At 63.6% G+C, this 22,098-nt stretch carries 25 protein-coding genes and 1 pseudogene; 16 read left to right on the forward strand and 10 right to left on the reverse strand.

What is annotated here, in order from left to right; translation table 11 throughout:
• The first annotated feature begins 460 nt into the window (after window positions 1–460).
• The 3 genes from rplU (at window position 461) to WCE35_RS04195 (ending at window position 2,068) form a co-directional block, all read left to right on the forward strand.
• Window positions 461–979, forward strand: a complete 519-nt coding sequence (gene rplU, locus WCE35_RS04185) for a 50S ribosomal protein L21 (RefSeq protein WP_424592079.1) — start codon at window positions 461–463, stop codon at window positions 977–979.
• Window positions 980–1,071: 92 nt separating this feature from the next.
• Window positions 1,072–1,344, forward strand: coding sequence for a 50S ribosomal protein L27 (gene rpmA, locus WCE35_RS04190; protein ID WP_424592080.1), 273 nt, complete (start codon window positions 1,072–1,074; stop codon window positions 1,342–1,344).
• A 127-nt stretch (window positions 1,345–1,471) separates the two neighbouring features.
• Window positions 1,472–2,068 carry a GNAT family N-acetyltransferase gene (locus WCE35_RS04195; protein WP_424592081.1) on the forward strand — a complete coding sequence of 199 codons (597 nt, stop codon included), beginning with the start codon at window positions 1,472–1,474 and terminating at the stop codon, window positions 2,066–2,068.
• Between the two features lie 44 nt (window positions 2,069–2,112).
• Here WCE35_RS04195 and WCE35_RS04200 read toward each other — a convergent pair whose 3' ends face one another.
• Window positions 2,113–3,027, reverse strand: coding sequence for a DMT family transporter (locus WCE35_RS04200; protein WP_424592082.1), 915 nt, complete (start codon window positions 3,025–3,027; stop codon window positions 2,113–2,115).
• Between the two features lie 174 nt (window positions 3,028–3,201).
• On the opposite strand from WCE35_RS04200, the gene WCE35_RS04205 reads away from it, so the two are divergent.
• Entirely contained in the window at window positions 3,202–3,684 is a 483-nt protein-coding gene (locus WCE35_RS04205) for a MaoC family dehydratase (RefSeq protein WP_424592083.1), read from the forward strand.
• A gap of 273 nt (window positions 3,685–3,957) precedes the next feature.
• Here WCE35_RS04205 and WCE35_RS04210 read toward each other — a convergent pair whose 3' ends face one another.
• Both WCE35_RS04210 and WCE35_RS04215 read right to left on the reverse strand, forming a co-directional pair.
• Window positions 3,958–4,614 carry a peroxiredoxin-like family protein gene (locus WCE35_RS04210; RefSeq protein WP_424592084.1) on the reverse strand — a complete coding sequence of 219 codons (657 nt, stop codon included), beginning with the start codon at window positions 4,612–4,614 and terminating at the stop codon, window positions 3,958–3,960.
• 96 nt (window positions 4,615–4,710) lie between these two features.
• Window positions 4,711–5,502 (reverse strand): enoyl-CoA hydratase/isomerase family protein, encoded by a 792-nt coding sequence (locus WCE35_RS04215; RefSeq protein WP_424592085.1) that lies wholly within the window; start codon window positions 5,500–5,502, stop codon window positions 4,711–4,713.
• 131 nt (window positions 5,503–5,633) lie between these two features.
• Here WCE35_RS04215 and WCE35_RS04220 point away from each other — a divergent pair, with 131 nt between their 5' ends.
• The 3 genes from WCE35_RS04220 to proB all read left to right on the forward strand — a co-directional run bounded on the left by WCE35_RS04220 (window position 5,634) and on the right by proB (window position 8,988).
• Entirely contained in the window at window positions 5,634–6,545 is a 912-nt protein-coding gene (locus tag WCE35_RS04220; protein WP_424592086.1) for a LysR family transcriptional regulator, read from the forward strand.
• A gap of 159 nt (window positions 6,546–6,704) precedes the next feature.
• Window positions 6,705–7,760, forward strand: coding sequence for a GTPase ObgE (gene obgE, locus WCE35_RS04225; RefSeq protein WP_424592087.1), 1,056 nt, complete (start codon window positions 6,705–6,707; stop codon window positions 7,758–7,760).
• Window positions 7,761–7,848: 88 nt separating this feature from the next.
• Window positions 7,849–8,988 (forward strand): glutamate 5-kinase, encoded by a 1,140-nt coding sequence (gene proB, locus WCE35_RS04230; protein WP_424592088.1) that lies wholly within the window; start codon window positions 7,849–7,851, stop codon window positions 8,986–8,988.
• 3 nt (window positions 8,989–8,991) lie between these two features.
• On the opposite strand, the gene WCE35_RS04235 is transcribed toward proB, so the two are convergent.
• Entirely contained in the window at window positions 8,992–9,288 is a 297-nt protein-coding gene (locus WCE35_RS04235; protein WP_424592089.1) for a type II toxin-antitoxin system RelE/ParE family toxin, read from the reverse strand.
• Entirely contained in the window at window positions 9,278–9,658 is a 381-nt protein-coding gene (locus tag WCE35_RS04240) for a type II toxin-antitoxin system ParD family antitoxin (protein WP_424592090.1), read from the reverse strand. The genes WCE35_RS04235 and WCE35_RS04240 overlap by 11 nt, the downstream gene beginning before the upstream one ends.
• Before the next feature lie 93 nt (window positions 9,659–9,751).
• Here WCE35_RS04240 and WCE35_RS04245 point away from each other — a divergent pair, with 93 nt between their 5' ends.
• From WCE35_RS04245 to WCE35_RS04285, 9 genes are all read left to right on the forward strand, one after another.
• Window positions 9,752–11,044: a glutamate-5-semialdehyde dehydrogenase gene (locus tag WCE35_RS04245; protein WP_424592091.1), complete on the forward strand. Its 1,293-nt coding sequence runs from the start codon at window positions 9,752–9,754 to the stop codon at window positions 11,042–11,044.
• Window positions 11,045–11,087: 43 nt separating this feature from the next.
• Entirely contained in the window at window positions 11,088–11,744 is a 657-nt protein-coding gene (locus WCE35_RS04250) for a nicotinate-nucleotide adenylyltransferase (protein WP_424592092.1), read from the forward strand.
• Between the two features lie 207 nt (window positions 11,745–11,951).
• Window positions 11,952–12,311, forward strand: a complete 360-nt coding sequence (gene rsfS / locus WCE35_RS04255) for a ribosome silencing factor (protein ID WP_424592093.1) — start codon at window positions 11,952–11,954, stop codon at window positions 12,309–12,311.
• 149 nt (window positions 12,312–12,460) lie between these two features.
• Entirely contained in the window at window positions 12,461–12,943 is a 483-nt protein-coding gene (gene rlmH, locus WCE35_RS04260; protein ID WP_424592094.1) for a 23S rRNA (pseudouridine(1915)-N(3))-methyltransferase RlmH, read from the forward strand.
• 163 nt (window positions 12,944–13,106) lie between these two features.
• Window positions 13,107–14,429 carry a murein hydrolase activator EnvC family protein gene (locus WCE35_RS04265; protein WP_424592095.1) on the forward strand — a complete coding sequence of 441 codons (1,323 nt, stop codon included), beginning with the start codon at window positions 13,107–13,109 and terminating at the stop codon, window positions 14,427–14,429.
• Window positions 14,426–15,784 (forward strand): S41 family peptidase, encoded by a 1,359-nt coding sequence (locus WCE35_RS04270; RefSeq protein ID WP_424592096.1) that lies wholly within the window; start codon window positions 14,426–14,428, stop codon window positions 15,782–15,784. Before WCE35_RS04265 ends, WCE35_RS04270 begins: the two co-directional genes overlap by 4 nt.
• 166 nt (window positions 15,785–15,950) lie before the next feature.
• Window positions 15,951–17,150: a divergent polysaccharide deacetylase family protein gene (locus WCE35_RS04275; RefSeq protein WP_424592097.1), complete on the forward strand. Its 1,200-nt coding sequence runs from the start codon at window positions 15,951–15,953 to the stop codon at window positions 17,148–17,150.
• Window positions 17,151–17,309: 159 nt separating this feature from the next.
• Window positions 17,310–17,813, forward strand: coding sequence for an RNA pyrophosphohydrolase (locus WCE35_RS04280; RefSeq protein WP_424592098.1), 504 nt, complete (start codon window positions 17,310–17,312; stop codon window positions 17,811–17,813).
• Between the two features lie 97 nt (window positions 17,814–17,910).
• Window positions 17,911–18,411, forward strand: a complete 501-nt coding sequence (locus WCE35_RS04285) for an RNA pyrophosphohydrolase (protein WP_424592099.1) — start codon at window positions 17,911–17,913, stop codon at window positions 18,409–18,411.
• A gap of 165 nt (window positions 18,412–18,576) precedes the next feature.
• On the opposite strand, the gene WCE35_RS04290 is transcribed toward WCE35_RS04285, so the two are convergent.
• The 5 genes and pseudogenes from WCE35_RS04290 to WCE35_RS04310 all read right to left on the reverse strand — a co-directional run.
• Window positions 18,577–18,987 (reverse strand): F0F1 ATP synthase subunit epsilon, encoded by a 411-nt coding sequence (locus WCE35_RS04290; RefSeq protein ID WP_424592100.1) that lies wholly within the window; start codon window positions 18,985–18,987, stop codon window positions 18,577–18,579.
• Window positions 18,988–19,101: 114 nt separating this feature from the next.
• Window positions 19,102–20,532 (reverse strand): F0F1 ATP synthase subunit beta, encoded by a 1,431-nt coding sequence (atpD, locus tag WCE35_RS04295; RefSeq protein WP_424592101.1) that lies wholly within the window; start codon window positions 20,530–20,532, stop codon window positions 19,102–19,104.
• A 28-nt stretch (window positions 20,533–20,560) separates the two neighbouring features.
• On the reverse strand, window positions 20,561–20,734 hold the full coding sequence (locus WCE35_RS04300) for a hypothetical protein (protein ID WP_424592102.1): 174 nt from the start codon (window positions 20,732–20,734) through the stop codon (window positions 20,561–20,563).
• An 11-nt stretch (window positions 20,735–20,745) separates the two neighbouring features.
• A complete protein-coding gene (locus WCE35_RS04305) occupies window positions 20,746–21,624 on the reverse strand; it encodes a F0F1 ATP synthase subunit gamma (RefSeq protein ID WP_424592103.1) in 879 nt (292 codons plus the stop codon).
• Window positions 21,625–21,782: 158 nt separating this feature from the next.
• Window positions 21,783–22,098 (reverse strand): annotated as a pseudogene (locus WCE35_RS04310) (F0F1 ATP synthase subunit alpha); the annotation flags it as partial.

Raw genomic sequence — 22,098 nt, forward strand, 5'->3', positions numbered from 1 at the left:
CCTATAATCTCACCCGAAAGGCCCCGGGGAAAGATTCCATCCGCCTTCGGCGCAAAACCGCAGGCTGGGACGACGAATATCTCGCCAGCCTCATCGCAGCATGATTTCCTTCACCCGATTCCCCTGACCCGGGGGCGGCGGACCCTCGTTTCATGGGCGGGCAAGCAGCGAATAGCCGTGGCGAATGGAATTTTCCCCATTGGCTATGCGCTACTCCCTATTCGCCTTCTGGTCCCAAATCCCACATATTTGGCCGGTTTTCGATCCGGTCTGCCTTGACTTGAGGCCGGCAGCGGCTATAAGTCCCGCCAACCGGCGCGGGATTTCTCGCGCCGCTTGTTTTTGCGCGAATTTGAGGGATCCGCTCCCCGATCGTGCGAAAAAAGGTACCCATAACGACTGGACAAAAAGCCGGCCCGGACCTGTCCGAGGCCGGGATCGAACACGAAGGAATCAAACGATGTTCGCAGTCATCAAAACCGGCGGCCGCCAGTACCGCGTCGTTCCGGATGATGTGCTCGAGATAGGCAAGATCGCCGGCGATGTCGGCACGATCGTGCAGCTTGGTGAAGTTCTGCTGCTTGGCGGCGACACGCCGGTGCTCGGTGCGCCGACCGTGGCAGGTGCTACCGTTGCGGCAGAGGTGCTGCAGCACAAGCGCGGTCCCAAGGTGATCGCGTTCAAGAAGCGCCGCCGCAAGAATTCGCGCCGCAAGCGCGGCTATCGCGACGAGATCACGGTGCTTCGCATCACCGAGATCCTGGCCGATAACGCCAAGCCGACCATCGGCCCGCGGCCGAAGCGGGAAAAGGTCGCGGCGGCGCCTGCCGAAGGCGACGACGAGGCGCCGAAGGTCGCGAAGAAAGCGGCGCCCGCCAAGAAGGCGGTAGCGAAGAAGGCTGCGACGAAGAAGCCCGCGGCGAAGAAGCCAGCAGCAAAAAAGAAGGCGCCGGCCAGGAAGGCCGCCGCCAAGAAGTGATCGCGGCGCCTCGAAATTTTGAAGCGTGACAAAAAGTGAAATGATTCCGTCAAGGAATTGACCTAGAGATAGTTTGAAGTTGGAGGCTGGCCATGGCTCACAAGAAAGCAGGCGGTTCATCGCGGAACGGACGTGATTCGGCGGGCAAGCGCCTCGGAATCAAGGCCTTTGGCGGTGAGCGTGTGATTCCCGGCAACATTATCGCGCGTCAGCGCGGCACCACCTGGCATCCCGGCCTTAATGTCGGCATGGGCACCGACCATACTCTGTTCGCCAAGGTCGAGGGTCATGTCGAGTTTCGTGCAAGAGCCAATGGCCGCATTTTCGTATCGGTTGTTCCGGTGACGGAGGCTGCGGCCGAGTAGACGGTGGACAACATGAATCCGCCGGGTCCTGTTGAACCGGCGGAGCTCAAGACGGCTCCAAGGGGAGGCGGGAAACCGGCTTCCCCTTATTGTTTGCATTCATTTGCGTCGCATCCAGGAGCCCGACATGCTGCAGGACGTCCCGACCCCGACATTGCGCGAGGCAAGTAGTTGCGTCCTCGAGACCGAACGGCTGACATTGCGCAGGCCAACGCTCGCGGACGTAAGAGCGATTGCGCGTCTCGCCAATGACCGCCTAATTGCAGAAAATACCCGCCGTCTGCCGCATCCCTATTCCCAGGACCATGCGGTGGAGTTCGTTCGCGCGATCGCCCAGGACCGGCGCGAGACGGTGTTTTTGATCGAGAACAATCATACGCCGATCGGCATGGTCGGTATCGACTGGCGCGCGCCCGAGCTGCCCGAACTCGGCTATTGGCTCGGCGTCGACCATTGGGGCCAGGGTTTTGGCACCGAGGCCGCGCGCGCCGTGATCGATTTCTTCTTCGAGGAATTCGAGTGCGATCATTTGATCTCCGGCGCCCGGGTCGCCAACCCCTCGTCGCGCAATATCCTGGAGAAATGCGGCTTTCAGTGGAGCGGCGTCGAGCTGCACCGCTTCGAGGCGCTGGGTTCATCGACCCCGGTCGATTGCTTCCGCCTGTCGCGCAGCGTCTGGTCGTCGCTGAAGAACTGGGGCAGTTCGACGCGCAGAGACCGGTGACTTCTTCGTCATTGCGAGCCAACGGGTCGCAATGACGGAAGCCCTCATGCCGGCGGGCTGACCACCGCGTCCTCGCGCCCGAGCTCTCGCTCACGCAGGAAAATGTACAGCCCGGCGCCGATGATGATGGCGGCGCCCGCGATCGTCGCCCATGACGGCACGTCGCCGAACACCACGAAGCCGAAGATCACCGCCCAGACGATCATCGAATATTGATACGGCACCACCACGCTCGCCGGCGCCAGCTTCAGCGAGCGGTTGACGCACAAGAGCGCGCCGACCGAAACACAGCCGGCCGCGGCGAACAGCACGAGGTGGCCTCCGCTCGGCGCGACCCAGCCGAACGGCGACAGCACGGCGCCGAGCACGAACGTGCCGGCGAATTGCGACGACGCCAGCACGATATCCGGCGTTGCCCGCAGCGAACGCGTGATCAGCATCAACAGCGCGAACGACAGGCTGCCGCCGAGCGCGATCATCGCGGGCCAGCTCATTGTCTGCGCCGACGGGCGCAGCGCGACCAATACGCCGCCGAAGCCGATCAGGATCGCGGTCCAGCGCCGCCAGCCGACGCGCTCGCCCAGCACGATGCCCGACAGCGCGGTGACGAAGATCGGCGCGGCCAGATAATAGGTGATGACGTCGGCGAGCGGCAGATAGACGGTAGCGAGAAAGAAGGCCGCGACTTCGAAGGTGGAGAGCGTGACGCGAAGCAGTTGCAGCCCGGGCCGCTCCAGCCGCGTGAACTCGGCGCGCTGCTTCCATATGGTCGGCAGCAGCAGCAACAGCGCCGCGCAGGCGCGCAGCCACAGCAATTGCCCGACCGAATAGGTCGCGACGATGAATTTTCCCATCGCGTCGCCGAACGAAAACATGAAGATCGACAGCAGCATCAGTCCGATGCCGGCAAGGCGCGCGGAACGGTCGTCATAGGTCGAAAGCTTTGCGAACAGGGTCATCATGTATCCGTGGAGCAACGCAGTGCTCGCTTATCAGGTTGCCGATTGCCTCTCCAGCGCCATTCCGGGGCGACGCGAAGACGCGTGTCGCGGAATGACGGAGGCGGCAATTGCCGCGTCGACGCCTCTGCGATACCGGTAGGTCATCTCGCAAGCCACCGCAGGAAACCCGGCATGACCGACTTCGACCCCGCCCAGCACCGCATGGTGCCCGCGCAGCGCTGGTTCGAGGACTTTGCGCTCGGCGAGCGGTTCGTGATTCCGAGCCGCACGCAGACATCGGCGGTATTCGCCGCCTTCCAGACCGCGAGCGGCGACACCCATCCGATCCATTACGATGTCGAATATTGCCGCGCCCGCGGCATGCCGGACCTGCTGGCGCATGGTTTCCAGACGCTGGCCCACACCGCGCCGGGCGCCGGGCTGTTTCCCCATATCGTCGAGCAATCGCTGGTCGGATTTCTCGAACAATCGAGCCGGTTCCTGAAGCCGGTCTATGCCGGCGACACCATCTATCCCGCGCTCGAAGTCACCGAGCTCAAGCCTGGCCGAACCACCGGCGTGGTAACGCTGCGCTCGACCGTCCACAACCAGCGCAGGGAACTGGTGCTGGAAGGGATGCAGAAATTCCTGATCCGGCGTCGGCCGACATCGTAAGCAGAGAAATCCCTGCCGGAAAGGCGAACGCTGGCTTGGCGCACCTCTTGTCCGATCTTTGGCTTCCGGGTAACTTTCCTGCAGAACAATTCCAGCGGGAATTTTTCCGTGCCGATGGTTAGCCTCAAGCCCGATCGAGAGCAAGTCCGGTAGTTTCGGGCAACAGCCTTGGCGTCACCCGAACGACAACGGGCGGTTCGGTATCGGTCAGGATACTCATGATCGGCTCATTATTTCGGGGGTGATGTTCCAATCGCGTACTGGCGTGCGTTTTCAAGCTGCTGACTTCGACGCCAGTTTTCGCAGCACATCGATCGCTACGCCAGGATCGAGCCGTTTGCGATAGTCGGGATCGACATAGGCAAACGCAATGACGCCGCCGTTTTCGACCACGAAGGTCGCAGGCAGCGGCAGCGACCAGCGGTCGTCACCGTTTCGCGCCGGGAGATCGTGACCGAACTTCTGGTAGAGCGCTTGAATGGCCGGCGAAAGTTCGAACCGGATTCCGAGCGCATCGGCCAGGCGGCCCTTCACATCGGAAAGAACCGGAAATGACAGGTCGTTCTTCTCGGCGGCCGAGAGCGTATTGTCGGGCGTCTCCGGCGTCACTGCGACGAGCTTGGCGCCGAGCGCTTCGATTTCGGGCAGGGCGTTCTGGTAAGCACGCAGTTCCAGATTGCAGTAAGGACACCAGCCGCCGCGATAGAAGGTAACGATCAGCGGTTGGCGGCGTGCCAGCGCGCCGAGGTCGACATCACGGCCCAGTTGATCCCTAAGCAGCATTGCAGGCAAGCGGTCGCCGGCCTTGAGCGCCTGCGCGGCGACGGATTGCAGCGCCATGTTGTCGTCATCGACCAGTTTGGCGATTTCGGGCCCGACGCGATCGAGCCAGGAGGTCTTGAAGGTGTCGAGTTCGGATTGAAGCGTCATGACAGTGTTTCCTTGGTTGGCGGTTTGCTGGTGTGTTCCAGATGGCGATCGCGATGCTGGCATCGGGAGCGCGAAGTTGCTGCGTCCGTCGTTGCGCTAGGCCGCTTTTGCCATCATCTGCTGCACCAGCGCTGACGCACTGGTGCCTTCGAGCGCCAGGCCATAGCCGACCTCGCGGACGATGCGCTCCTTGAGCGGCTGCACGAAGTGAATGCGGGTGTTGCGCCGGGTCACCTCGGGCTGCCCGAGATAGAGTTGCGCCAGGGCCCTCGCCTTGGCGACAGCCTGGCCATCTTCGACCACATGGCTGACGACGCCCCAGTCGGCCGCGGTCTGCGCGGAGATCGGCTGCGGATCGAGCAGGAAGGCTTCGGTGCGGCCTGGCCCGGCGCGATAGGACCAGGTGGTGAAGATGCCGTCGCCCGGAACGATGCCGCCGGCGAAGTGCGGCAGATCATTGAAGGTGGCGCCGCGGCCGGCCACGATCACGTTGGCGAGAAGGGCGTATTCGGTGTGGATGTGCGCACGCCCTTCGATCGCTGCGATCAGGGGTACGCGAATGTTGGCGATGTTTTCGAGAATCTGCGTTCCTTCATCGTGGACCTTGGACCAGACGTTGGCATCGCCGACATTGCCGAAGCTGCCGAAGTTGATCTCGGCCATATAGTCGCCGACGCCCGTGAGAATAACCACTTTGTTGTCGCGGTCGCGGCCGATCTCGTAGAAAGCCTCGACGAACTGCTCATGATCGGTGGCGTCGAAGGTGATCGGCCCGCCATGGGTGTGCATTTCGACCAGCAGGACGCCGTCGGCGGCGCGATTCATGCGAAGGTGGGCAAACTTGGTGAAATAGGCAGGCTGCGCGGTGGTGTTGGATTGGCCGGACATGGTGGTCTCCTGCTTTCGATCGTAGGCCGCTTGGCGGCCGGGGTTCGTGCCGAGGAACATGACGGAGTTTGCCGGATTGAATAATCCCCGCCGTTCTCATATGGTTTATACGAAAAACGTATGGATAGCGCATGGACCTCGTCGGACCGATGCAGACCTTCGTCCGGGTGGTCGATGCCGGCAGCTTCACGGCCGTGGCCGGCCAGATGAACACGACCCAGCCGACGATCAGCCGGCAAATCGCCGCGCTGGAAGAGCATCTCGGGGCGCGGCTGCTGACACGTACCACGCGTACCTTGACCCTGACCGATGACGGCCGGGCCTTCTACGAGCACGCGCTGCGCGCACTCGAAGCGCTCGGCGAGGCCGAAAATGCCGTCGGCCGTCGGCGCATCAAACCATCCGGCCTGTTACGAATGGCAACGCCGGTCGTTTTCGGCCGATTGCATGTCGTGCCGCGGCTGCCGCCGTTTCTCGGCCGCTTCCCCGATGTCGCCGTTGATCTCGTGATGAGCGATACCTTCACCGATCTGGCGGAGCAAGGCATCGACCTTGCGATCCGCGTTGGCGAGATCAGCGATCCCGGATTGATCGCAAAGCGCATCGGCCTGGTCCGCCGCGTAACCGTTGCCTCGCCCGCCTATCTCAAGGCGCATGGAACGCCGCGCGCCCCGGCGGACCTCGCCCATCACAATTGTATCGTCTACACCCGGCTTTCGACCGGAAATCGCTGGATTTTCGACGGCCCGGCGGGGCCGCTTGAGGTCGAGGTGAAGGGCCGCTATCGCGCTGACAATTCCGAAGCCGTGCGGGAAGGCGTCATCGCCGGCCTCGGCATCGCGGTGATTCCCGAGTTTGCGTTCAGCCCTGAAATCGAGGCCGGCAAGATCAAGGTACTACTCAGGAACCATGAACCGAAACAGTTGCCCATGCACGCAGTATATCCATCACGCCGCTTTGTACCGCTCAAGGTTCGGGCCATGATCGACTATCTGGCGCACGAGTTTGCGCTGGACCCAAGGCTGGCAGCGCATTCGGTTTAAGGGGGACCCACCGCCGTTTTGGCGTTGGTGCACATCGCATTGAACGCCCGTCGCGGAATATCGCTCGAAGCTTAAAAAAGGCCCAAAAACTAAGGCTTTTAGTTCCTTTTCCGGGTGCAGAGGGTTGCCGCACCGGCGTCGCTGCCTTACCTGTCAGCCATGAAATTCCTTGACGAAGCAAAGGTCTATATCCGCTCCGGCGACGGCGGCAATGGCTGTGTCGCGTTCCGGCGTGAAAAATTCATCGAGTTCGGCGGGCCGTCCGGCGGCAATGGCGGCCGCGGCGGCGACGTCGTCATCGAGGTGGTCGACGGGCTGAACACGCTGATCGACTACCGCTACCAGCAGCATTTCAAGGCGCAAAAGGGCATCAACGGCATGGGCAAGGACCGCCATGGCGCCAATGGCAAGCCAATCGTGCTGAAAGTGCCGGTCGGCACGCAGATCTTCGACGAGGATCGTGAAACGCTGATCCACGATTTCACCACGCTCGGCGAGAAATTCGTGCTGGCGGAGGGCGGCAATGGTGGCTTCGGCAACGCGCATTTCAAGTCCTCCACCAACCGAGCCCCGCGCAACGCCAATCCCGGGCAGCCGGGCGAGGAGCGCTGGATCTGGCTGCGGCTGAAACTGATCGCTGACGCCGGTCTGGTCGGCCTGCCGAACGCCGGCAAGTCGACGTTTCTTGCCAAGGTCAGCGCGGCCAAGCCGAAGATCGCCGACTATCCCTTCACCACGCTGCATCCGCAGCTCGGGGTCGTAAACGCGCAGGGCCGCGAATTCGTGCTGGCGGATATTCCGGGATTGATCGAAGGCGCGCATGAAGGCGCGGGCCTCGGCGACCGGTTTTTGGGCCATATCGAGCGCTGCCGCGTGCTGCTGCATCTGGTCGACGCGACCTGCGAACACGCAGGCCAAGCCTACAAGACGGTGCGGACCGAGCTCGAGGCCTATGCCGGCCAGCTCGCCGACAAGATCGAAATTGTCGCGCTGAACAAGATCGACGCCGTGACGCCGGACGAACTGAAGAAACAGAAGGATCGGCTGAAGCGCGCCGCAAGGAAAACCCCGCTGCTGATGTCGGGCGCGACCGGCGAAGGCGTCAAGGAAGCGCTGAACGCGCTGGTCGCGGTGATCGGCGAGGCGCCGGTGTCGGTCAAGGCCAAGGGCGGGGCGCAGGCCGAACCGTGGGCGCCGGCGGCGCCGCAGGGCTAAATCCAGAGCCCCGATATGACGCGCCACTTCCAAATCAACGGCACGGCGCGTATTGCTTCCAGACCACCCGCTTCATTCGACCGCATCCATGGCCCGCCCCGCGCTCAAAAACTTTCGCCGCATCGTCGTCAAGGTCGGCTCCTCGCTCCTGGTCGACTCCGATGCAGGCGAGGTCCGCTCGTCCTGGCTCGCCGCGCTTGCCGCCGATATCGCCAAGCTGCATGGCGAGGGCCGTGATGTGCTGGTGGTCTCGTCGGGCTCGATCGCACTCGGGCGCAGCCGTCTGAAATTGCCGCGCGGCCCGCTCAAGCTCGAGGAAAGCCAGGGCGCTGCCGCCGTCGGACAGATCGCGCTGGCACGAATCTGGTCGGAAGTGCTCGGAAATCACGGCATCGGGGCCGGCCAGATCCTGGTGACGCTGCAGGACACCGAGGAGCGGCGCCGCTATCTCAACGCCCGCTCGACCATCGCCAAGTTGTTGGAATGGCGCGCGGTGCCCGTCATCAACGAGAACGATACCGTCGCCACCAACGAGATCCGCTATGGCGACAACGACCGCCTCGCCGCCCGCGTCGCCACCATGGCGAGCGCGGATCTGCTGATCCTGCTGTCGGACATCGACGGCCTCTATGACGCGCCGCCGGGGGCCAACCCCGACGCCAAGCTGATCCCGATCGTCGAATCCGTAACCTCGGAAATCGAGGCGATGGCGGGCGCCGCCGAATCCGAACTGTCGCGCGGCGGCATGCACACCAAGATCGAGGCAGCCAAGATCGCAACCACCGCTGGCACGCATATGCTGATCGCCTCCGGCAAGATCGAGCATCCGCTGCAGGCGATATCCGACGGCGGCCGCTGCACCTGGTTCCTGACCCCGGCCAATCCCGTCACCGCGCGAAAGCGCTGGATCGCGGGCTCGCTGGAGCCGAAGGGCACGCTGACCATCGATGCCGGCGCGGTCGCAGCCCTTCGCGCCGGCAAAAGCCTGCTGCCGGCCGGCGTGATCCGGATCGACGGGCAGTTTTCCCGCGGCGATGCGGTGGTGGTGCGCGGCCCCGATAGCCACGAGATCGGCCGCGGTCTCGTCGCCTATGACGCCGAGGACGCCGAGAAGATCAAGGGCCGCTCGTCGCCGGACGTGATGGCGATCCTCGGCGTCAGCGGACGCTCGGAAATGATCCACCGGGATGATCTGGTGGTGGGTGGTCCGCGGCAGATCGATTCCTGATCATCACGCCATATCATCTGCATGGATATCCTGCCGACTGTTCATGACGCGAACGACCTCGATACCATCAGATACCGGAACGTAGAAGATCACGTAGCTTCTGACGGGGAAGCTGCGCAGATTCGGGGCCAGGTCTTCTCTTGTACGGCCGGCCAGCGGCGTCTGTGCCAGCATGTCAAACACCGCTTCGATGCGGTCAATGAATGCATCGGCGGCCTTCACGCTATCATTCGATATAAAGTTCCAGATCGAGGTAAGATCAATCTCGGCTTGCGGGCTCTTGCGCGGCCTATTTGTCATTCTTCGCAGCCAGCCGCTTTCGCCCCTCCGCCTTGATTCTTGCGAACATGTCGCCAATCTCCTCCGCGGGCCCGCTGTCGAAACCTTTCTGAATTTCAGCGCGCAATGCTTCGAGCTTGGCCTTACGGCGTTCTTCACGCTCTTCGATCAGCCGAAGCCCGTCGCGCATCACCTCGCTGGCGGTACTGTAGCGGCCGCTCTCGATCAGGCTTTCGATGAAGCCTTCGAAATGCTTGCCGATGCTGTAGCTCGTCGCCATGGTCACATCCTCATGGATTATAAAGTAATACTTAATGCTATCGGCCGAGGCCCGCAAGCCGGTTTTCGATCCTGGACGGACTCGGCCATTGGCCGACCTGCTCGCCAACATCGCTCACCGCCAAACCAGCCATGCCGGTCCGCGCGTCGCCAAGCCCTCGATTTCCATGCTAGAATATGATCTTAATCGACCGCCGGGACCCCCATGACCGCGCCGCTGAAGGCCATCGACGGTGACGTCGATTTGCCTCACCTGATGAGCGACCTCGCCGCCCGCGCGCGTGCCGCCGCGCGGGTGCTGGCGCTCGCCTCGCCCGCGCAGAAGAATCGTGCGCTGGAGGCGATCGAACGCGCCATCCGCGCCAATACGGCGGCTATACTCGCGGCCAATGCCGAGGACGTGGCTGAGGTTCGCGCCGGCGGCGCGACGTCGGCCTTCATCGATCGGCTGACGCTGACGCCGGCGCGGATCGATGCGATGGCCGATGGCGTCGCGACCGTCCGCGAGATCGCCGATCCGGTCGGCGCCGTGACCGAGAGCTGGCAGCGTCCGAACGGCATGACCATCGAACGCGTGCGGGTGCCGCTCGGCGTCATCGCCGTGATCTTCGAAAGCCGCCCCAACGTCGCCGCCGACGCCGGCGTGTTGTGCCTGAAATCCGGCAACGCGGTGATCCTGCGCGGCGGCTCCGACAGCTTCCGCTCTTGCCGTGCGATCCATGATTGCCTTGTGCGGGGATTGCGCGAGGCGGGATTGCCCGAGGCTGCGATCACACTGGTGCCGACCCGCGATCGCGCCGCCGTGGGCCTGTTGCTGACGGGATTGGGCGGTGGCGTCGACGTGATCGTGCCGCGCGGCGGCAAGAGCCTGGTGGCGCGCGTCGAGGCGGAAGCGCGCGTGCCGGTATTCGCGCATCTGGAAGGCGTCAACCACGTCTATGTCGATCGCGCCGCCAATCTCGAAATGGCGAAGTCGATCGTGCTCAATGCCAAGATGCGCCGTCCCGGCGTTTGCGGCGCTGCGGAGACCCTGCTGGTCGATCGCGCCGGCGCGTCCGTCAGCCTCAAGCCGCTGGTCGAGATGCTGATCGATGCCGGCTGCGAGGTGCGCGGCGACGACGCGGTCCAGCGTGTCGATGAAAGGGTGAAGCCGGCGTCCGACGAGGACTGGGATACCGAATATGAAGACGCGATCATCGCGGCGCGACTGGTCGATGGCGTCGACGAGGCGATCGCGCATATCCACGACCACGGCTCGCATCACACCGATGCGATCGTCACCGAGGACATCAACACCGCGCGAAAATTCCTCAACGAGGTCGATTCGGCGATCGTGCTGCATAACGCCTCGACGCAGTTCGCCGACGGCGGCGAATTCGGTTTTGGCGCCGAGATCGGCATCGCGACCGGGAAATTCCACGCCCGCGGGCCGGTCGGCGCCGAGCAACTGACCAGCTTCAAATACCGTGTTCACGGCACCGGGCAGACAAGGCCGTGAACGCATTTTTGCGCCCGCGGTGGCCCCGTTGAGCAGAACTCAGGTGGCGTCGCGATCCGCCGCGCGCGTCATCCCGCTCCACACCAACGGCATGCGGATAGGCCTGCTCGGCGGCTCGTTCAATCCGCCGCACGCCGCCCATCGCGCCATCAGCCTGTTCGCGATCAAGCGATTGCAGCTCGACCGCGTCTGGTGGCTCTTGACGCCGGGCAATCCGCTCAAGGATCTCGGCGGACTGCACGATCTCGCCGAACGCGCGGACGCCGCGCGCAAAATCGCCGACGATCCCCGCATCGATGTCAGCTGTCTCGAAGCCGTCATCGGAACCCGGTACACGGTCGACACGATTGCACATTTGCGCCGCCGCGTTTCCGGCGTGCACTTTGTCTGGATCATGGGCGCCGACAATCTCGCGCAGTTCCACCGCTGGAAAGGCTGGCGGCGCATCGCATCCGAGGTGCCGATCGCTGTGATCGACCGTCCGCCGCAAAGTTTTCGCACGCTCGCCGCACCCGCAGCCCAGGCGCTGGCGCGCTACCGGCTGCCCGAGAACCAGGCGGCCCGGCTGGCCGATCAAAACGCGCCGGCCTGGGTGTTTCTCACCGGCATGAAGCTCGGACTGTCGTCGACCGGCCTTCGGAACCCGGACGGGAGCTGGCGGACGACAGAGCTGGCGGATGACATGAGGCTCAAAGCGTGACTTGAAGTATAATTTGGGACTCACTGGAATATTGAAACCGTTAACCCCACATGCGTAATATGGTGTGCGGGCGTCACAGATTCGGCGTTCGCGATACAGTGAAAGGAATGGTCCCTGGCCACACCTGTATTGTCCAAGTCTGTTTTACCCAAGGTTGCCAAGACTTCTGTCAAAACCGCGCGTAAAACATCGACGCAAGCTGCGGCCTTGAAGGCGCAACCCGACGCCGACAAGACCCTGAATATGATCCTCTCCCGCCTCGACGACATGAAGGCGGAAGAAACGGTCACCATCGACCTTCGCGGCAAATCTGCCTTTTCCGACTTCATGATCGTCACCACGGGCCGGGCCAACCGGCATGTCGGCGCGATCGCGGAAAATGTGACCAAGGCCCTGAAGGAAAACGGCATCAGGAGCATCCACGTCGAGGGCTTGCCCAATTGTGACTGGGTGCTGATCGATTCCGGCGATGTGATCGTGCACGTATTCAGACCCGAGGTCCGCGAATTCTACAATCTGGAACGATTGTGGATGCAGAACCCGGCGGCGGCGGCGAACGCGATCTGAGTTTTTGAGCCGATGCGAATCGGCGGATGCGCATGGTAACGTGCGCGCGCTGTTGCGCGCGAGCAATCGATTTGACGCATTTTCTGCGGCAAACCGGTTTCCACCCTCGGATCGCGCCCGAGGACATGCTTTGCCGGAAAATGCTTTGGATGCGCCTGATCGTCGTTGCAATCGGCCGGCTGAAGCAGGGCCCGGAGCGGGAACTGGCCGAACGCTATCGCGAGCGGTTCGACGACATCGGCCGCAAGCTCGGCTTTCGCGGCCTCGAGATTCATGAAATTCCGGAAAGCCGGGCGCGCGACGCCGCAACCCGGATCGCCGAGGAAGCCGCCGCCATCTCGGCGCTGATGCCGGAAAAGCATGTACTGGTGGCGCTCGACCAGCGCGGCGACAACATCGACAGCGCCACTTTCGCAGGGCATCTCGGCCGCGCGCGGGATCAATCGGTCGCCAGCACCGTGTTCGCAATCGGCGGCGCCGACGGACTTTCGCCCGATTTGCAGCGCAGGGCTAAACTGCGAATGGCGTTCGGCTCGGCAACCTGGCCGCATCAAATGGTCCGCGTCATGCTTCTGGAACAGATTTATCGGGCCGCGACCATACTGGCGGGCCACCCCTATCACCGCGCTTGAGCAAGGTGACGGACCTGGAGCATGATCCGGAAAAGAACGAGATGAGATCATGATCCGGTCAAATCCAACCGGATCATGATCCAGAGAGTGCCGATTGAATCGAATACAGCCAACGCGGGACATCGATTCGTGCCCGGACGCCGTCCGCCGCGTCCGGCACCGGATGTTTCCAATCCTGCTTTGCCTCGCATTCTTGTCCGCGGGCGCGGCCAGCCTGCCATTTTCGCCGGCGGTTGCGCAGGTGACGACGCCGGCACAGCAGGCGGAAACCGCTTCGCCGGACGCCATCAGGCAGCGCGAGCAGGAACTCGAAGCCGCCCGCGAGCAGCAGAGGAAGGCGGCCGAGCTTCAGGAGAAATTGAAGGCCGACATCGAGACGATCGGGCAGGACCGCAGCAAGCTCAATGCGCGGCTGATCGACATCGCGGCCCAGGTGCGAGGCGTGGAAAACCGTATCGGCGATGCCGAAGCGCGGCTGCGGCCGCTCGACAGCCGCGAGCAATTGATTCGCATCTCGCTCGATACACGCCGCGCCGAGATCGTCGAAGTGCTGGCCGCGCTGCAGCGCGCCGGAAGGCGCACGCCGCCGGCTTTGCTGGTGCGGCCGGAAGACGCGCTGCAATCGCTGCGCACCGCGATGCTGCTGGGGTCGGTCGTGCCTGAACTGCGCGGACGGGCGGAAAAACTGGCCGGCGACCTCGGCGAACTCGTCGCCGTCCGCAGGATCATTGCGACCGAGCGCGACGTGCTGGCTCGCGACCGCGACAAGCTGAAGGACGATCAGGTCAGGCTCGCCGCCCTTGTCGATGAGCGGCAGCGCAAGCAGAGCGCGATCGAGAAGGACATGGCGACGGAAGGTGCGCGCGCGATCGCGCTATCCCGGCAGGTCGACAGCCTGCAGGGCCTGATCGCCAAAATGGAGCAGGACGTGAAGAGCGCTGCGAAGGCAGCTGCGACCGCAAGCCTGCGGGGCGCGCCCGCCACCCTTAACGGCAAGCCCAATCTCGGCGCCTTCAAGGACCCCGCCCGGCTCAGTCCGGCGATTGCCTTTGCGGCGGCCAGGGGGCTATTGGCGCTGCCGGTCAACGGCAGCAAGATTCGCGATTATGGTGGTTCCGACGGGGCCGGCGGCGTAGAAAGAGGCATTTCTTTGGCAACCCGAGCCGGTGCGCAGGTCACAACCCCGTGTGATGGCTGGGTTGTTTACGCCGGACCGTTCCGGAGCTATGGACCACTCTTGATCCTCAATGCCGGGGGCGGGTATCATGTCCTGATAGCCGGGATGGAGCGCATTTCGGTAAACATCGGCCAGTTTGTACTTACGGGGGAGCCGGTCGCGACCATGGGGTCGACATCCCAGGTCGCATCCATTCTCGCGACGAATGCGAGCCAACCCGTGCTCTATGTCGAGTTCCGTAAGGACGGCACTCCAATCGATCCAGGTCCATGGTGGGCCGCAAATGAAGGCGAAAAGGTTCGCGGATGATGCGCAAGACTTCTGTAATTCTTCTCAGCGCCGCCACCGGCGCCGCACTGACGCTGTTCGTGACCCAGCCGCGGGCGGTATTCATGGGATCGAGCGCGCGTGCCGCGACGTCGGACACCTATCGCCAGCTCAATCTGTTCGGCGACGTGTTCGAGCGGGTGCGCAGCGACTATGTCGAGAAGCCCGACGACAGCAAGCTGGTCGAATCCGCCATCAGCGGCATGCTGGCCGGCCTCGATCCGCATTCCAGCTACATGGACGCCAAGAGTTTCCGCGACATGCAGGTGCAGACCCGCGGTGAATTCGGCGGCCTCGGCATCGAGGTCACGATGGAGGACGGCCTGATCAAGGTCGTCTCGCCGATCGACGACACGCCGGCGTCCAAGGCCGGCATCATGGCCAATGACATCATCACCACGCTCGACGACGAAGCCGTGCAGGGTCTCACCCTCAACCAGGCCGTGGAAAAGATGCGCGGCCCGGTCAACACCAAGATCCGGCTCAAGATCATCCGCAAGGGCCAGGACAATCCGATCGAAGTCACCCTGGTGCGCGACAATATCCGCGTCCGCTCGGTCCGCGCGCGCGTGGAGACCGACGATATCGCCTATATCCGCATCACCACCTTCAACGAGCAGACCACCGAGGGCCTGAAGAGGGAAATCGGCAATCTGCAAAATCAGATCGGCGACAAGCTGAAGGGCTTCATCGTCGACCTCAGAAACAATCCCGGCGGCCTCTTGGAGGAAGCGGTGACGGTTTCCGACACCTTCCTGGAGCGCGGCGAGATCGTCTCCACCCGCGGCCGCAATGCCGAGGAAACCCAGCGCCGCTCCGCCCATGCTGGCGATCTGACCAAGGGCAAGCCGGTGATCGTCCTGATCAATGGCGGCTCGGCCTCGGCCTCGGAAATCGTCGCCGGCGCCTTGCAGGACCACAAGCGTGCCACGCTGGTCGGCACCCGTTCGTTCGGCAAGGGTTCGGTGCAGACGATCATTCCGCTCGGAAGTGGCAATGGCGCGCTGCGTCTCACCACCGCGCGCTATTTCACGCCGTCAGGCAAATCGATCCAGGCCAAGGGTATCGTTCCCGATATCGAAGTGCTGCAGGAGGTGCCGGATGAATTGAAGGCCCGTACCGACACCAAGGGCGAAGCCTCGCTGCGCGGCCATCTGAAGTCCGAAGGCGACGAGAAGACAGGTTCGCAGTCCTACGTGCCGCCGGACGCCAAGGACGACAAGGCGCTCAAGATGGCCGGCGACCTGCTGCATGGCATCAAGGCAACGGCCACCGCGGCGCCCGCGACCAGCGACAAGGCCGCGGTCGACAAGCCCGGCAACAAGGCCGCCAACTGACCGATCGAACCCGTTTTACGAAAAGGGCGGCCTTCGGGTCGCCCTTTTTGTTTGCGGCCTCGCCCTCTCCTCGTCGGAGCAGCCCAAGGCATCGCGCCGGCAAGCGGCGGCGCACGCTGGAATCCAGCCTGTCGTGCTATCGTCGGCGGGTGATTCGGGGGAATTTATGGCTGAGGGGGCCGACGAACTGAGCACGTCGCTCGGGCAGCGGGCGCCGCGCGCGAGGCGTGGATTGCGGCTGCCGTTCACGGCGATGCAGGCGCTGGCCGTACTGCTCGGCCTGTTCTTGGTCGCCTTTGTCGGTGTCGCCCTGTTCAACGACAACCCGCTGGGCGGCGAGCCGATCGCGCAGGTCACATTGCGCAAGACGCCGGCGGACGAAACGCCCGCCATGGCGGCCTCAGGTCACGCCGAACCGGCTGCGAAATCCGCACCGAAACAAGCCGCGTCGGGTGAGAACAAGACCGTCACCATCATCGACGGCTCGAGCGGAGCCCGCCATGACGTCGTGATCGGAAGCGAAGCCGCCGACAAGGCCGGGACGGAGACGCCGCCGCCCGTCATGACCGGTATCGACCAGCGCCTGCTGGAGAAATCCCGCTACGGCATGATCCCGATGGTGGCCGATGGGTTGAAACCCTTCACGGTCTATGCCGCCGATGCCGACCGCGCCAAGGCGGCCAGGATGCCCGTGGTCGCCATCGTCGTCGGCGGCCTTGGCGTCGGCGCCGCCAAGACGACCGATGCCATCATGAAGCTGCCACCGGCGGTCACCCTGGCGTTCACGCCCTACGGGGCGGACCCGGCAAAACTCGCCGAACGCGCGCGCGCGCAACGCCACGAGATCCTGCTGCAGATTCCGATGGAACCGTTCGATTATCCCGACAACGATCCCGGCCCGCAGACCCTGCTCACGACGCTTGCGCCCGAGCAAAATCTCGACCGGCTGTATTGGCACATGAGCCGGTTCCAGGGTTACGCCGCGATCGCCAATTTCATGGGCGCACGCTTCGTTGCCACCGACGCCGTGATGCAGCCGATTATCCGCGATGCGGCCAAACGCGGCCTCGGCTATCTCGATGACGGCTCCACGCCGCGCACCGTCGCGCTGTCATTGGCGGCGGGGCAGGCGATGCCTTTCGCCAAGGCCGATCTTGTCATCGATGCGGTGCCGACATCGGCGGAAATCGATCGCTCGCTGGTCAAGCTTGAAACGCTCGCCAAGGAACGCGGCATCGCGGTCGGCATCGCCTCGGCCTTGCCGGTTTCGATCGAACGGATCGGCGCCTGGATCAGGACGCTGGACGCCCGCGGCATCATGCTTGTGCCATTGACAACTGCGATGCTGAAATCAAAATCGGGCTAGGGCGTTTTCTTAGCGGCAGCCTGCCCGAACCTGGATGGCGGGCGTCGGCACCGGTTCGCATCGAGAAAACGCGTCAAACGAGATAAGGGATTGAACGATTGGCACGACTTCGGAACTTCCTGACCTTCCGCCCGTCCGATCGCAGGGAGTCCTGACGGAATGGCGCGCTACGAAGAACTGCCCTACCGGACATGCGTCGGCATGATGCTGATCAACGCCGCCGGGCTGGTCTTCATCGGTCGCCGCGCCGGCGGAATCGAGCATATCGACGCAACCCATGTCTGGCAGATGCCGCAAGGCGGCGTCGATCCCGGCGAGGACACCTGGGAAGCCGCCAAGCGCGAGCTCTATGAAGAAACCAGCGTCCGATCGGTCGAGAAACTCGGCGAAATCGCCGATTGGCTGATCTACGACATTCCGCGCACCGTCGCCGGCCGTACCTGGAAGGGCCGCTATCGCGGCCAGCGCCAGAAATGGTATGCGGTCCGCTTCACCGGCCAGGACAGCGAGATCAACGTCGCGAGCCCGGGCGGCGGCCACAGGGCCGAGTTCGTCGGCTGGCGCTGGGAGCCGATGAAAAATCTTCCCGAACTGATCGTGCCGTTCAAGCGGCCGGTCTATGAGCGCGTGGTGAAGGAATTTTCCAGCCTCGCAGGCGGCTGACTTCGGTTGCCTCGTTCCGGGGCGTGGTACAACGAGCGAACCCGGAATCTCGGTATTCCGGTTCGGCGCTTCGCACATCCCGGGATGACGGCCGCTTATGTCCGACAGCAAGCCTTATCGCCCCAATGTGGGGATCACCTTGTTCAATGCCGCCGGGCAGGTGCTGATCGGCCGGCGGTTCAGGGACGACGGACCGGAAATCGTTCTCCCCGGCCTCGAGTGGCAGATGCCGCAGGGCGGCATCGACGCCGACGAAGATCCGCGCGCGGCCGTCATGCGCGAGCTATGGGAGGAGACCGGCGTGGTCAACGCCGACTATCTCGCCGAGACCGACTGGATGACCTACGAGTTTCCGCCCTATCAAGGCCCGCCAACCCATCGCCTCGCGAAATTCCGTGGCCAGCGGCAGAAATGGTTCGCGCTGCGCTTCACCGGAAGCGATCGTGAAATCGACCCGCTGACGCCGCGCAACGGACAGCTCGCCGAATTCGATTCCTGGCGCTGGGAAAGGCTCGATCGCGTCGCCGATCTCGTCGTGCCGTTCAGGCGCGAGGTGTACCGGAGCGTCGCACGCCGTTTCGCGAATTTCGTTTCCTAATTGGGCCCGACGGCGAACGCGCCGATCCCGATCACATGGCAATCGCTGTCGCGCTTGACGCAGTCGCCGAGCGCGCCCGCGTGCAACCATGTTTCAGCGCCCGCCACGATGCGACGGGCGCTGGCTCCATACGGATTTTCCGGACTTGCGACGTCCGATGCCGGCTTAGTGCATCGCCGTGGTAGCGAGCTCGTGCTGGATGCTCTTGAAGTGATCCAGCCGCTCGATCGCATGGTCGAGTTCGGAGCCTTCCTTCTCGGCGAGCTTCGCCTCCATCTCGGCAACCGTCTCGGCGAACTGCGCCCGGTCCAGCTCCTGCGTCGAGGTGGCGACATCGGCGAGCACGGTCAACCCTTTTTCGGAAACCTCGGCAAGGCCGCCGAGCACGATGATCTTCTGCTGCGCACCGCCGGCGGTAATGGTCAGGATTCCCGGCCGGATCGCCGCCACGACCGGCGCATGGCCGGCGAACACGCCGAAATCGCCTTCCACGCCGGGAACGTCAACCTGATCGACTTCGCCGGCGAAGGCGAGCTTTTCGGGGGAGACAAGATCGAAGTGGAAGGTGGCGGGCATGTCGGGCCTATCGATTTGAACCAGTCAGTGGCGAATAGCGAATAGCGAATGGCGAGTAGCAAATGCCTCGACCGAACTTCACTATTCGCTGCTCCCCATTCGCTACTCGCAAGCTCACGCCGCTTCGGCCGCGAGCTTCTTGCCCTTCTCGACCGCCTCCTCAATGGTGCCGACCATGTAGAAGGCCTGCTCCGGAAGGTGATCGTATTTGCCTTCGCAAAGTCCGCGGAAACCCTTGATGGTGTCGGCGAGGTCGACGAACTTGCCGGGCGAGCCGGTGAAGACTTCGGCGACGAAGAACGGCTGCGACAGGAATTTCTCGATCTTGCGCGCGCGGGCGACCGTGACCTTGTCCTCTTCACTCAGTTCATCCATGCCAAGAATGGCGATGATATCCTGCAGCGATTTGTAGCGTTGCAGGATTTGCTGCACGAGGCGTGCCGTCTGATAGTGCTCCTCGCCGACGATGTGCGCCTGGAGCATGCGCGAGGTCGAGTCCAGCGGGTTGACCGCAGGATAGATCCCCTTCTCCGAGATCGCGCGATCGAGATTGGTCGTTGCATCGAGATGGGCAAACGTGGTCGCTGGCGCCGGATCGGTGTAGTCATCCGCGGGGACGTAAATCGCCTGGATCGAGGTGATCGAGCCCTTGGTGGTGGTGGTGATGCGCTCCTGCAGCGCGCCCATGTCGGTGCCAAGCGTCGGCTGATAGCCCACCGCCGAGGGAATGCGACCCAACAGCGCCGACACTTCCGAGCCCGCCTGGGTGAAACGGAAGATGTTGTCGACGAAGAACAGCACGTCCTGGCCCTGGTCGCGGAAGTGTTCTGCGACCGTGAGGCCGGTGAGGCCGACACGGGCGCGGGCGCCCGGCGGCTCGTTCATCTGGCCGAACACCAGCGCGCATTTGGAGCCCTCGCCGCCGCCCTTCTTGTTGACGCCGGATTCGATGAACTCGTGATAGAGGTCGTTGCCTTCGCGCGTCCGCTCGCCGACGCCGGCAAACACCGAATAACCACCATGCGCTTTGGCGACGTTGTTGATCAGTTCCTGGATCAGCACGGTCTTGCCGACGCCGGCGCCGCCGAACAAGCCGATCTTGCCGCCCTTGGCGTAAGGCGCCAGCAGATCGACGACCTTGATGCCGGTGACGAGAATTTCCGATTCAGTGGACTGGTCGGTGTAGGCCGGCGCCGGCTGATGGATGGCGCGATTGCCCTCCGATTTGATCGGCCCGGCTTCATCGACCGGCTCGCCGATCACGTTCATGATACGGCCGAGCGTGCCCACGCCAACCGGCACCATGATCGGAACGCCAGTGTCGCTGACTTCCTGGCCGCGGACAAGGCCTTCCGACGAGTCCATGGCGATCGTGCGCACAGTGGATTCGCCGAGATGCTGGGCGACTTCCAGCACCAGCCGCTGACCCTGGTTCCTGGTCTCCAGCGCGTTGAGGATCGCGGGCAGCGCGCCCTCGAACTGCACGTCGACGACGGCGCCGATGACCTGGGTGATGCGTCCGGTCTGGTTGGCGGGTGTAGCCATGAAACATTCTCCTTCGAATTCGTAAATCTCAGACGACCGTCAGCTTGACGGGGATGTTGCCCTTGGTCGCCTTCGAGTACGGGCAGACCGTGTGGGCCTCTTCAACCAGCTGCGCCGCCATCGAAAGCACCAGCGCGCCGTTGTCGAGCAACGCGCGGCCGTTGCGGCCGCCCCTGGTTGTCGCCGACGTGACGTATGCCATTACGTGTCCCTCTAGATCGCCTCGGCGCCGGAGATGATCTCGATCAGCTCCTTGGTAATCATCGCCTGACGGGTGCGGTTGTAGATCAAGGTCTGCTTGCGGATCATGTCGCCGGCGTTGCGGGTGGCGTTGTCCATCGCGCTCATCTGCGCGCCGTAGAACGAGGCGTTGTTTTCCAAAAGCCCGCGGAAGACCTGCACCGCGAGATTGCGCGGCAGCAGGCGGGCCAGGATCTCGTCCTCTTCCGGCTCGTATTCGTAACCAGTCGCGGGACCGGCGCTGGCGGCCTTTTCTTCCACCACCAGCGGAATGATCTGCTGCGCGGTCGGCACCTGCGCGATCACGGATTTGAAGCGCGAATAGAACAGCGTGCAGACGTCGAATTCGCCGGCTTCGAAACGCGCGATGACTTTCCCGGCGATATCCTCGGCGTTGACAAAGCCGAGCTGGCGAACCGAGCGCAGTTCGACGTGCTCGACGATCTGCCTGTCGAACAGGCGGCGCAGCTGCTCATAGCCCTTGCGGCCGACGCAGAAGAACTTGACCTCCTTGCCCTGGTTCATCAGCGACAGCGCGCGCTCGCGGGCGAGACGCACGATCGAGGAGTTGAAGGCGCCGCACAGGCCGCGTTCGCCGGTGCAGACCAGCAAGAGATGCACCTGATCCTTACCCGTTCCCGAGAGCAGCGCCGGCGCGCCGGGAGACCCCGCCGCCGCGGTCGCGATGCCGGAAATCACCGCATCCATCTTTTCCGCATAGGGCCGCGCCGCTTCGGCGGCGGTCTGCGCCCGGCGCAGCTTCGACGCCGCGACCATCTGCATGGCCTTGGTGATCTTCTGCGTCGCCTTGGTGGAGGCGATGCGGACCCGCATGTCTTTCAGTGACGCCATTCTTAAGTTCACCCCCGGCGATCAGGTCGTTAGACCCAACCGCAAGTCTCTTTGTTCGTCATGCCCCGCCTTGTGCCGGGCATCCACGTGCTGTTTTCATCCCCCGCCGACAAGTCGGGTAGACCCGGCTTGCGATGACAAGCCCGGCCATGACTGCATCAGGCAAACGTCCTGGCAAAACCCTCGACAGCCGCCTTCAGCTTGCCGGCGGTGTCGTCGCTGAGATCGCGGCTTTCGCGGATCGAGTTGAGGATGTCGATGTTCTTGCCGCGCAACAGCGACAGCAGGCCGTCCTCGAAGGCCCGCACCTTGCTGAGCGGAAGCGCGTCGAGATAGCCGTTGGTGCCGGCCCAGATCACGCAGACCTGCTCTTCCATCTTCAGCGGCGAGAACTGCGGCTGCTTAAGCAGCTCGGTCAGGCGCGAGCCGCGGTTGAGCAGGCGTTGCGTCGAGGCGTCGAGGTCGCTTCCGAAC

Origin of the sequence: Bradyrhizobium sp. (assembly GCF_049691595.1) — a bacterium.
Taxonomy (GTDB): Bacteria; Pseudomonadota; Alphaproteobacteria; order Rhizobiales; family Xanthobacteraceae; genus Bradyrhizobium.